An 11,823-nucleotide genomic window follows, 5' to 3' on the forward strand; every position below is an offset into this window, starting at 1 on the left:
CTTTGTGTACTTTTCGGAAAATTCAGGACGAATTGCCTATTATTATACTACAATTTTCTTGAGTTCAATTTTTACTTACTTTTATGCTAAGTGGAGGGATTAGCGGATGAAGAGACAGAAAACGGTATATGAAGCCGCGATCGACCATGGTTTCAGCCGACGTGATTTTCTAAAAATGTGTACAGCATTATCTGCCGTACTTGGGTTGGAGTTTACACAGTCCGATCAAGTTGTTAAAGCCATGGAAACAAAGAAAAGAGTACCAGTTGTATGGCTGCAATTCCAGGATTGCACCGGTTGTTCCGAATCATTTATTCGGTCATCACAACCGAAAACAGAAAGTGTCTTACTAGAAATGATTTCACTAGAATATTCTGAAGTCCTTTCGGTACCATCCGGTCACCAGGCAGAAGCTTCTATGAAACAAGTATTAAAGGATTATAAAGGTGAATATTTACTTGCGGTGGAAGGTAGCATCCCAGATGATGATGCCTTCTTAACGGTGGGGGGGCAGTCGGCAAAGGAAACATTCTTGGAAATGGCTGCAGGAGCAAAGGCAATTGTTGCCTATGGTTCCTGTTCTGCTTGGGGTGGAATTGCTGCTGCACATCCGAACCCTACAGGAGCTAAACCGGTCACAAGCTTTGTAAAGAATACACCAACCATCCTTGTTCCAGGGTGCCCGCCAATAGCTGAAGTCATGACGGGGGTAATTGCACACATCATTACATTTGGAAAATTACCGGAGCTGGATCAATTTGGTCGGCCGAAAGCGTTTTATCGTCACCGAATTCATGACAAATGTAACAGACGAGCTTATTTTGATTCGGGATTGTTTGTTGAATCTTTTGATGATGAAGGTGCAAAACAAGGATATTGCCTATATAAAGTGGGCTGTAAAGGTCCAACAACCTATAACTCTTGTGCGGAAATGCGCTGGAATGGCGGGGTAAGCTATCCTATTCAATCCGGTAACCCATGCTTCGGATGTTCAGAAAAAGACTTCTGGGATAATGGTCCATTATATACGAGGAGAGCCAAAATACCTGGAACACAAACAACGATCAATCCAGATGCAGTAGGCCTAGCAACCATTGGCTTGACCACAGCGGGCATTGCTGTTCATGCTACAGGGACGGTAATCAAGAAAAAGTTAGATGACAAACGAGGTGAAGAACATGAGTGAACGTATAGTAGTAGATCCAATAACAAGAATTGAAGGTCACCTTCGTGTAGAAGTAGATATAGATGAGCAAGGTGTCATTAAAGATGCATTTAGCTCAGGTACATCTGTCCGTGGACTTGAATTGATTGTTAAAGATCGTGACCCTCGCGATGTTTGGGCCTATGTGCAGAGAATTTGCGGTGTATGTACTTCGGTACATGCTCTTTCATCGATCCGAGCAGTAGAGGATGCCCTTAAAATAAAGATTCCAAGAAATGCCCATTTAATCCGTGACATTATGAACGAAACCCAATTTATTCATGATCATGTTGTCCATTTTTATCATTTACACGCTTTGGATTGGGTAGATGTTATCAGTGCGATTAGTGCAAATCCAGCAGAGACCTCGCAACTTGCTCAGTCGATATCAAGCTGGCCAAAATCATCACCAGGTTACTTCACTGATGTGCAAAATAAGGTGAAGAAATTGGTTGAAAGCGGGCAGCTAGGGATTTTTGCAAACGGTTATTGGGGTCATAAAGCGTACAAACTCCCTCCAGAAGTGAACTTACTTGCCGTTGCCCACTACTTAGAAGCATTAGATTGGCAAAAAGAATTTGTCAAAATTCATACGATCTTTGGCGGTAAAAACCCTCACCCGCATTACGTAGTGGGTGGAATGGCCACACCGCTTGATATTGATAGTGATAATGGGGTGCATGCAGAAAGGTTAATGCATGTATCACAGATTATTGACCAAGCACGGGAATTTGTAAATCAAGTATATATTCCAGATTTACTCGCAATTGGATCATTTTATAAAGATTGGACATATGGCGGCGGCATAAATAATTACCTATGCTATGGTGATTTCTCAACAGGTGACATTTATGACACGAAGCTATACCGGATGCCTCGGGGAATTATCTTAAATGGCAACCTCAAAGAGGTTTTAGATGTTGACCTTAAAGATCCTAAGCATGTACAGGAATTTATTGACCACTCTTGGTATACCTATGATGGAAAAGAAGGCGGCATAGGAAAGCATCCATTTGAAGGTGAGACCACGTTTAATTATACCGGGCCAAAAGCACCTTTTAAAACACTAGATACTGATAAACAGTATAGCTGGTTAAAAGCCCCGCGCTGGAAAGAGCATCCGATGGAAACAGGTCCGCTTGCAAGGATGTTTGTTGGCTATGCTTCAGGAAAAGAAGAGATTGTTAATATTGTTGATGAAACATTGAAAAAGCTTGATCTTCCAATTACAGCTTTACAATCCGCATTAGGACGTACCATTGCACGCGGTCTTGAAACGGTCTTGATTTCAGGATGGTTACGTAATGATATGGATGAACTACTGAAAAATGTGAAAAGTGGTAATCAAACAACATTTGACCGTTCAAAATGGGAACCAAGTACATGGCCGGAACGAGCCAAGGGTGTAGGCTGGTTGGAAGCACCACGCGGTGCACTTGGACATTGGATTGATATTAAAGATGGGAAAACACATAACTATCAGGCTGTTGTTCCTTCTACTTGGAATGCATCACCACGTGATCACAAAAATAAAATTGGTGCCTATGAAGCGGCACTTAAAGGTACACCAATGTTAAATAAGGAGCAACCATTAGAAATCATGCGGATAATTCATTCATTTGACCCATGTCTTGCCTGTGCCGTTCACTTAACCGACTTGGAAACAAATAAAACGACCGAAATTCGTATAGGTTAGGAGTTGAGAAAATGGGTGCGCCAAAATTGCCGACTCAAACGCCTGGCCAGTTCCCTGAAAATCCGGTGATCAACAGCGAGAACTCGTTTCACCCAGAAAGACCGATTGTTTATAAACAAATAAAAAATGAAGTCAGAGCCTATGTTTGGGAATTGCCCGTAAGGATTTTTCACTGGTTAAATATGCTCGCCATTTTTGTATTAATGGGAACAGGAATTTACATTGGGAAACCCTTTGCATCCGCTGGAATTCCGGAGGAAGCTTATTATTCCAATTTAATGGGATGGATGAGATATATTCATTTTTTTGCAGCATTTCTTTTTGTGATTAATCTCATATTCCGATTGTATTGGGTAGCAATCGGAAACAAGTTTGCAACATCCAACCCTCTTAGATGGATATTCTGGAAGGAAGTTTTCGAAACCGTTAAATACTATTTATTTTTGAAAAATAAAAAGCCGCATTATGTTGGTCATAACCCTCTCGCTCAGTTAAGCTATTGGATTTTTATCGGGCTTGGCTCATGGATTGTGATGTTAACAGGTTTTTATTTGTACTTCGAGCCGCAGCCCGAGTCATTTTGGGCAAAACTGTTTGTTTGGGTGCCATATCTTTTTGGCGGAGATAGCTACACCATTCGCTCATGGCATCATATAGCCGCATGGGGCTTCATGCTTTTTACACTCATCCACGTGTACATGGCCTTCCGTGATGACTATTTAGAACGTAATGGATCTATTTCTTCGATGATTACAGGCTATAAAACAACTACGAACAAATCAGTTGGTGAAAAGAATGAAAAATAAACAGCTAGATAAAAAAATTACTATTCTTGGTATTGGCAACACCCTCTTCTCTGATGAGGGTGTTGGCATTCACCTTTTACCATTGCTCGAGGAAGCATTAAAAGAAGATGAAAATATCGAAATTATCGAAGGGTTAACAGACGGGATGAAATTGCTTGGACCTGTTGAGGATGCTGAAAACCTCATCATCATTGATGCGATTAATTCCGGCAAAGAAGGCGGAACGATCATAAAGCTAGAGGGTGATGAGATTCCTGCTTATTTTGGGATAAAAATGTCCATCCACCAGCTTGGTTTCCAAGAGGTTTTATTTGCCGCAAAAATGCGGGAAAGATATCCAAAGCAAATTGTTATGTATGGGATGCAGCCAACTTCACTACAATTAGGAATCGGTTTGACAGAGACCAATCAAAGCATGCTTAATGAACTTGCTAATGTGGTATTGGATCAAGTCAAGCTGTGGAGAAGGGTGTTATGAAACGAGGCGATTTTTTAAAGGAAATGGCAGAAGGTCTTTTCCAAACTGCTAAATCCGTTTATGAGCCTTTTTTTAGCGAGGACTTGGGAAAGGTAGAAGCAGCGACGGACAGGGCTTTAGGCATCACTTGGCATCCTTTTATTAAAGAACAAGAGCTATACTCCGACCTTGAAATGAAGTTTTTTGGCGGGAAGCCCGTAATAGTTTTTCTTAATGGAACGAACATGCAGGCAATCGATGGAGTGTGTCCTGTATGTTCGAATATTATTTACCTTTCAACACTATATTCAACTGGGAAATGTTTGAATTGTCAAAAAGAATTCAATTTTAGGACCCAATCCGGTGATTTACAGCTCGGATCCTACCCATTAAAACGGAAGAATGATACTTATTTAATCGGAATCCAGATGCATAGGAAACAGGGTGGTATTGATGCATGAAATGTCGTTGATGGGAGATATTCTTCAGCTTGTGCAGGAAGACGCTGCAGCAAATGGTATTCGAAAAATAGAAAAGGTTGAATTAATTGTCGGAGAGATCGCCAATGCAATGCCAGATGCCTTAAGAATGGCTTTTGAAATTTTTCGCGATGAAAATCTGCATCTATTTACAAAAAATGCCGAACTAGTGATTCATCTTGAAGAAGCAAAAGCAAAGTGTGTCCTGTGTGGTAAAGAGTACAAACCAGACCAGAAAATAGCTTTATGTCCAAGCTGTCTTGTTCCTTCAGGAAAGGTGCTGACAGGGGAAACATTTCAGGTTTTATCATACGAAGGGAGTAATGGAAAATGAAAGTGACATTGAAAACAGATGTGTTAACAAATAACAATAAGGCTGCAGAGTTCAATCGAGAGCTTTTCCAAAACACAAAAACCTTAGTGATTAATCTAATGAGCTCTCCTGGAGCAGGAAAGACCACACTATTGGAAGAAACGGTAAGGGTACTTTCCGGAAAATATCGAATCGCCGTCATTGAAGGAGATTTAGCAACGGAAAGGGATGCGGAACGGATTCGAGCAATGGGTGCTAAAGCGGTTCAAATCAATACACATGGCGGCTGCCACCTTGATGCCCGTATGGTAGCCGCTGCGTTAGCAGAATTTGATCTTGATGAAATCGATATTCTCTTCATCGAAAATGTTGGAAATCTTGTTTGCCCATCTGGCTATGATTTAGGCCAGCAGCATAAAGTCGCCGTTTTAAGTGTTCCCGAAGGTAATGATAAAATCCCAAAATATCCGCAAATGTTTATGCGTACTGAGCTTGTACTATTAAATAAAATAGATTTACTTCCATACTTGGATTTTAGTGTGGAGGAAGCGAGAAAGGACTTATCAGAAATCAATCCAGAATCAAATCTACTCCCACTCTCTGCTCGGACACAGGAAGGTCTATATGAATGGTTTTCTTGGATTGAAGGAGCTTATTCAAAATGGATACAGCAGTAAAGATTGCCGTCCGCGGCAGGGTGCAGGGCGTCGGCTTCCGGCCATTCGTCTTTCAGCTTGCAGACAAATACCAGCTGAGTGGAACCGTTCAGAATAATATGGACGGCGTTAAAATTCACCTTGAGGGGGCTTTAGTGAATGTTCAAGCTTTTTTATCGGAGTTAAAAAATAAGGCTCCGAGACTATCAAAAATATATGAGATATTGGTAGAAGAGGCTGATTCCCAAAAGCTAACCGAATTTACCATCATTCCGAGTGAACGGATTGGTACATCAATGCTCGTTATTCCAATTGATTCGGCTGTTTGTGATGATTGCTTGAACGAAATGAATGACCCAAAGGATTTTCGATATCAATACCCGTTTATCAATTGCACCCAGTGTGGTCCGCGCTACACCATTATCGAGGAATTGCCGTATGACAGGCCGTACACATCGATGAAGAGCTTTTCAATGTGCGACGATTGCCAAAGAGAATATGAAGATCCCACTAACCGGCGTCACCATGCCCAGCCAATTGCATGTCCAAAATGTGGACCAATTGTACGCTTACTTGATGTGAATGGTTTGGAAGTAGATTCAGTGACGCCAATCAAGGCTGCGGTACAGTTGTTAAAAGAAGGGAAAATTTTATCGATAAAAGGAATTGGCGGATATCATCTTTGCTGCGATGCTCGAAATGAGAAGGCAGTGGCTGTATTACGAAAAAGGAAAAATCGGCCATCGCGGCCGCTGGCGGTTATGGCTGCTTCCATTTCAGAAGTGGAAGGTCATGCCGAATTGGATAGGGATGAACGTAACCTGTTGAAAAGTCCGGAGTCACCGATTGTGGTACTGAAGAAAAATGACCAATATTCGCTTGCTGATAGTGTTGCACCAGGGATGAGCACGATTGGAGTGATGCTCCCATACACACCGCTCCATCATTTACTATTTACTGATTCTGATCTATCTTGTCTCGTAATGACAAGTGCAAATCCATCAGGGATGCCAATTCTTTTTAAAGATGAAGATGCCTTTCAATATTTAACGACAATTGCTGATTTCTATCTCGTCCATAATCGTGAGATTCTTCATCCAGTAGATGATTCTGTTGTTCAAATGAATGATGGAAAGCTTGATTTTCTTCGCCGGTCAAGGGGATACGTCCCAGACCCATTTTCAACAAGTCAAGATGTGACAGGAATTGTCTCTTTCGGCGGTCAGCAAAAGACCACGTTTACGATTGGTCGAAATGAGCAGATTTTTGTCGGTCTTCATATTGGTGATTTAGAAAATATTGAAACGATTGATCATTATAAACAAGAATTAGAACATCTATTAAGGTGGATTGATATCCCGAAAACCACGGCTGTTATCGATGCACACCCAGCCTATCATGTTCAGAATCTGGCAAAAGAATACAAGTTTGATGAAATTTTAGAGGTCCAGCATCATCATGCCCATATGGCTGCCTGTATGGAGGAACATCAAATATCCGGGAAGGCTTATGGAATCATTCTTGATGGAACAGGCTTTGGTCTTGACGGTAACATATGGGGATTTGAAATTTTATATGGAGATCCTTTTGAGTTTGAGCGCATAGCCCATTTACACTATACTCCCCTTCCCGGAGGTGAAAAGTGTATTCGCGAGCCGTGGCGAAATGCTGCCGCCATGCTTATCTCACTTCATGGTGAGGAGGGCATTGCCATTGCAAAAGCTATTTTTACAGATAAATTATCAGAGATTGATATATTGAATGCAATGATTGAAAGGAATGTTAATACTGTTTACGCCGGGACATGTGGAAGGCTGTTCGATGCGGTAAGTGCCCTATGCGGTGTAACGAAAGTTTCCAGTTATGACGGGGAAGCTGCAATAAAGTTAGCAGAACTTGCGGACGACAGGATCCTGTTCGAACCTTACCCATTTGAATTAATGGACAAAGAGTTATTAACAATTAATTTTTCAAAAATGGTGAAAGAAATTGCTTTAGATGTTATTACAGGTAAGGAAGTCAAAACAATTAGCGGAAGATTTCATGAAACTGTTGTTCAAGCTATTGTCAGTGCCTTGGTGTATTTGAATGAAAAAAATCCTGATGCTGAGAAAACGGTGGTTTTGTCTGGCGGAAGTTTCCATAATCGTTATTTAAGAAAAAGAATTACAGCTGAATTGAGAGAAAGGTCTTTTAAAGTGTTTGTTCCTGAAAGGGTTCCTTGTAATGATGGGGGATTATCATACGGGCAATTAATCGTTGCTGCTGCAAAAAGGAGTGTTAATCAATGTGCGTTGGAGTACCAGCAAAGGTAGTGAAAAAAATGGAATACAGTGCAGTTGTGGATGTAATGGGTTCCCAGACGACGGTAGGAACCATTTTTGTACCTGAAGTCGAGCTAGGTAATTATGTCATTGTTCATGCGGGTCAGGCCATGAGTATTGTCGATGAAACCTATGCAAGGCAAAGTGTGGAAGAATGGAGGAGGCTTGTAGATGCTCGAAATGCTGAAACAGTCGAATAATCCTGAAATTTGTAAGCCGCTTGTCGAAGCTGTTATTGCAAAATCAAAAGAATTCCAGAAGAAGTTTGGCCGTAAGCCTGCGTTTATGGAGGTTTGCGGTTCTCATACAATGTCGCTTGCACGCACAGGGGTTAAGCAATGCTTGAAAGAGGATGTGAATCTCATATCCGGTCCAGGTTGTCCTGTATGTGTAACGGATCAGCGCTCGATCGACGCTATGGTGGCTCTCGCGGAAGGTGAGAATAGGATTATCTGTACTTTTGGCGATATGATGAGGGTACCTGGGTCAAATAAAACACTCCTGGATGCCAAGATTGCCGGAAAGGATATCCGCGTATTATATTCACCAGTTGATACGATTAAGGTTGCAGAAGAAAACCCTGACAAAGAAGTAATTTTTCTTGGAGTAGGTTTTGAAACAACGATTCCAATTCTTACCTTAATGGTAGGGGAAGCGGAAAAACGAGGGATTAAGAATTTTTCCATTTGGATGACAACCAAGCTTGTGGAGCCGGTTCTTCGCTATTTATTGGATGCCGGTGAAGTCAATTTGGATGGCTTCTTGCTTCCTGGTCATGTATCGATTGTTTTGGGTGAGAATTCCTATAAATACTTAGTCGATGAATACAACATTTCCGGGGTCATTACTGGCTTTGAAACAGCAGAATTGCTCTCAGGCATTTATAAATTAATAGATATCGCTTTAACAGGAAGGGCTGCCATTGAAAATAATCATCCCGCAGTTGTAAGTAAAACCGGAAATCGGGTGATTCACAAGTGGATTGATCAGTACTTGACGGAATGTGATGAGGCATGGCGTGGTATAGGTGTCATTCCAAAAAGTGGGTTAGATTTAAAATCGGAATACGACCAGTTTAATGCAAAGAAACGGTTTACGGTGGAAATTGGGGAGCCGAGGAAAACAAAATGCCGCTGCGGGGAAGTCATCCGCGGATTAATTACTCCTAGTGAATGTCAATTGTTCGGTAAAGCTTGCCACCCAATGAACCCGATTGGCCCGTGTATGGTCTCGGCTGAAGGAAGCTGTGCAGCATTTTATCAATACATGAGGGAGAGCTATTAATGGAGAAATATATCAGCTTAGCACATGGTGATGGCGGGGAGTTGAGCAATCGTTTAATTAAAGATGTATTCATTGAAGCTTTCGGGGACGGCAATGCAGCTTTATTTGATGCGGCATCTATTACGATATCTACACCTAGAATGGCTGTTACAACTGACTCGTTTGTCATTAAACCTGTATTCTTTCCCGGCGGGTCAATTGGTAAATTAGCGGTCGCTGGGACTGTGAATGATCTGGCCGTAAGTGGGGCTAAACCTGCTTTTTTAACTTGTGGTTTCGTTATTGAAGAAGGCTTCCCGATATCCGATTTAAAAAAAATTGTCACAGATATGGCATACGAAGCAAAGAAAACAGGTGTAACCATTGTGGCCGGTGATACAAAAGTAGTAGAACGAGGCAGCGCAGATGGAGTTTACATTAATACCACCGGAATTGGAATCTATGAAAATAATAATGGCTGCAGCCTTGAATTTGAAGAAGGAGACGCCATCATCGTGTCAGGCACTATAGGGGATCACGGGATTGCTGTTCTTGCTGCAAGAGGCGAACTTGGAATATCAGTTCCAATTGAAAGCGATTGTGCATCTTTAAATAAAATGCTAGCAGGAGTTCTCACGTCTACTGATGGTGTACGGATCATGCGCGACCCAACAAGAGGAGGACTGGCCACTACGTTGGTTGAAATTGCTGAAGATTTTCAATTGACGATGAAAATTGATGAACTTGATTTACCTATTAAGGAAGAAGTTCATGGGGTTTGTGACCTATTGGGTTTTGATCCACTGTATCTTGCCAATGAAGGAAAAGCGATAATTGTTGTAGCCAATCGTGATAAAGAGAAAGTGATTGATATTTTGCGTAAATTCCCTGAAGGAAGAGATGCTGTTGTTATTGGTTCCATCATTGGAAAAGGAAAAGGACAATTATTATTAGAAACACCGCTTGGCTCAAAACGATTATTAACGAGATTATCAGGAACGATGTTTCCGAGAATATGTTAAAAAACAGCCCTCATTCTCTAATAAGAGAGGGGGCTGTTTTTCACCTATTATTTTATTCCTTCATCCAATTTTACTTGATGTGTTAATAATTATTTTAAAAGAACATCATAAACAGGAGTCATTATGCAATTTAAGTTTTCTGAGTGGAAATAATTCACAAAATATATTAATAAATCAAGCATAATTAGACACATTTCGTGTTTAGTTGGGTGTATAATAGAATCAAACGGGTGAAAAAGAGGATTGATATTTTGTTATTCAAAAGCCTAGAGTTCAAAAATGATGTTGGACAGAAGGTTAAAGTCATGGATATTCCTGTATTGGAGGAAGATAGTACATATAAATTTATGATCCAAGTCCGTTTACAGACGTTTCTCGCGTCCATTGATCAGGAAAGCAAGCCAAAGAGATGCTACTCCTTTAAAGAGTATTTAAAAAAGGTCATGAAATGGCCGGATTATGAGCAGCTGTTTAAAGTAGGAGAATTAAAACATAACGCATAGTTTCATTCGAGCATCGGGCGACCGGTGCTGTTTTATTATTAAGAGAAAAGATAGATTTAGTTTCATTCAATACAGGAAACCTGTATAATACATAGCAGTAATGGTAGGGATGTGAATGTATGAGCAAAATAAAAATTGTAACCGATTCAACATTGGATATATCAAATGAAATGGCGGAAAGGCTGGGTATTATTATTGTGCCTTTGGCTGTAACGATAAATGGAGAAACCTATTTAGATCGGGTGGATATCGATCCTGTTGAATTTATTGAAAAAATGAGTGGTTCCAAAGAATTACCAAAAAGCTCCCAGCCTTCTGCAGGTGCCTTTCTTGAAGTCTATGATCGTCTTGGTGAAGAAGGGTATGAAGTATTATCCATTCATATGACGGGAAAAATGAGCGGAACAGTGCGCTCAGCGGAAAGTGCAGCCCAGATGACAGAAACAAAAGTTACTGTTTTCGATTCAAAGTATATTTCGAAAGCCCTTTCCTTTCAAGTAAGGGAAGCTGCAGAGATGGCGAAACTTGGGAAAAGTATCGAGGAAATTCTCGAGCATTTAGAGACCATCCGTGATCATACAAAATTATACATTATGGTTGATACGTTAGAGAACCTTGTGAAGGGCGGACGAATCGGGAAAGGAAAGGCTTTTATCGGTTCGCTATTAAACATCAAACCGATTGCCTCCCTTGAAGGAGCTGAATATACGCCGGTGACAAAGTTACGAAGTCATTCACAGGTTGTTAAATTTATGGCCAAGCAGTTTGCGGAAGATGTAAAAGGGAAGACCATCCGCGGTGTTGGCATTGCGCATGCTGAGGCCTATGAGCTGGCTGTAAAAATAAAAGACAGTATTTTTGAATTAACAGGATTTCAAGATGTGGAAATTGATTACACTAATCCAATCGTCAGCACACACACTGGAAAAGGTGCACTTGCGTTAATGTTTTATTATGAATAAATAATTTTTGAGTAAAGGATGGTACTGACCCATCCTCAGATTGTCGAGAAAGGGTAATTTTCTCGGCAATTTTTTATTCTGTCAAAATCTAAATATCAAATTTATTGATTGTCCCTGCGAATGGGCCTGTTGATTTCC

13 protein-coding genes are annotated in these 11,823 nt (G+C 40.9%); all 13 read left to right on the forward strand.

From position 1 onward, the window contains the following. Positions 1-106: 106 nt before the first annotated feature. The 13 genes from V7150_RS12810 to V7150_RS12870 all read left to right on the forward strand — a co-directional run bounded on the left by V7150_RS12810 (position 107) and on the right by V7150_RS12870 (position 11,685). Positions 107-1,186: a hydrogenase small subunit gene (locus tag V7150_RS12810; RefSeq protein ID WP_335518553.1), complete on the forward strand. Its 1,080-nt coding sequence runs from the start codon at positions 107-109 to the stop codon at positions 1,184-1,186. Further along, entirely contained in the window at positions 1,179-2,900 is a 1,722-nt protein-coding gene (locus tag V7150_RS12815; RefSeq protein ID WP_335518556.1) for a nickel-dependent hydrogenase large subunit, read from the forward strand. Before V7150_RS12810 ends, V7150_RS12815 begins: the two co-directional genes overlap by 8 nt. A gap of 11 nt (positions 2,901-2,911) precedes the next feature. Further along, a complete protein-coding gene (gene cybH, locus V7150_RS12820) occupies positions 2,912-3,706 on the forward strand; it encodes a Ni/Fe-hydrogenase, b-type cytochrome subunit (protein ID WP_335518559.1) in 795 nt (264 codons plus the stop codon). Then, complete coding sequence (locus tag V7150_RS12825) at positions 3,696-4,184, forward strand: HyaD/HybD family hydrogenase maturation endopeptidase (protein WP_335518562.1); 489 nt, start codon at positions 3,696-3,698, stop codon at positions 4,182-4,184. The genes cybH and V7150_RS12825 overlap by 11 nt, the downstream gene beginning before the upstream one ends. Next, positions 4,181-4,624, forward strand: a complete 444-nt coding sequence (locus tag V7150_RS12830) for a hypothetical protein (RefSeq protein WP_335518565.1) — start codon at positions 4,181-4,183, stop codon at positions 4,622-4,624. The genes V7150_RS12825 and V7150_RS12830 overlap by 4 nt, the downstream gene beginning before the upstream one ends. Then, positions 4,617-4,976: a hydrogenase maturation nickel metallochaperone HypA/HybF gene (locus V7150_RS12835; RefSeq protein WP_335518869.1), complete on the forward strand. Its 360-nt coding sequence runs from the start codon at positions 4,617-4,619 to the stop codon at positions 4,974-4,976. The genes V7150_RS12830 and V7150_RS12835 overlap by 8 nt, the downstream gene beginning before the upstream one ends. Further along, positions 4,973-5,632 carry a hydrogenase nickel incorporation protein HypB gene (gene hypB, locus V7150_RS12840; RefSeq protein ID WP_335518568.1) on the forward strand — a complete coding sequence of 220 codons (660 nt, stop codon included), beginning with the start codon at positions 4,973-4,975 and terminating at the stop codon, positions 5,630-5,632. The genes V7150_RS12835 and hypB overlap by 4 nt, the downstream gene beginning before the upstream one ends. Then, the gene (hypF, locus tag V7150_RS12845; RefSeq protein ID WP_335518571.1) at positions 5,617-7,926 is read left to right on the forward strand and encodes a carbamoyltransferase HypF; all 2,310 of its coding nucleotides are present in this window, start codon (positions 5,617-5,619) and stop codon (positions 7,924-7,926) included. Before hypB ends, hypF begins: the two co-directional genes overlap by 16 nt. Beyond that, positions 7,899-8,135 carry a HypC/HybG/HupF family hydrogenase formation chaperone gene (locus V7150_RS12850; protein ID WP_335518574.1) on the forward strand — a complete coding sequence of 79 codons (237 nt, stop codon included), beginning with the start codon at positions 7,899-7,901 and terminating at the stop codon, positions 8,133-8,135. Before hypF ends, V7150_RS12850 begins: the two co-directional genes overlap by 28 nt. Continuing rightward, positions 8,107-9,219, forward strand: coding sequence for a hydrogenase formation protein HypD (gene hypD, locus V7150_RS12855; protein WP_335518577.1), 1,113 nt, complete (start codon positions 8,107-8,109; stop codon positions 9,217-9,219). The genes V7150_RS12850 and hypD overlap by 29 nt, the downstream gene beginning before the upstream one ends. Next, on the forward strand, positions 9,219-10,220 hold the full coding sequence (gene hypE / locus V7150_RS12860) for a hydrogenase expression/formation protein HypE (RefSeq protein ID WP_335518580.1): 1,002 nt from the start codon (positions 9,219-9,221) through the stop codon (positions 10,218-10,220). Before hypD ends, hypE begins: the two co-directional genes overlap by 1 nt. 251 nt (positions 10,221-10,471) lie before the next feature. After that, the gene (locus V7150_RS12865) at positions 10,472-10,723 is read left to right on the forward strand and encodes a DUF2535 family protein (RefSeq protein ID WP_335518584.1); all 252 of its coding nucleotides are present in this window, start codon (positions 10,472-10,474) and stop codon (positions 10,721-10,723) included. A 119-nt stretch (positions 10,724-10,842) separates the two neighbouring features. After that, positions 10,843-11,685 (forward strand): DegV family protein, encoded by an 843-nt coding sequence (locus tag V7150_RS12870; protein WP_335518587.1) that lies wholly within the window; start codon positions 10,843-10,845, stop codon positions 11,683-11,685. Positions 11,686-11,823: the final 138 nt, after the last annotated feature.

The organism is Neobacillus drentensis (assembly GCF_036965245.1).
GTDB lineage: Bacteria > Bacillota > Bacilli > Bacillales > Cytobacillaceae > Neobacillus > Neobacillus drentensis_G.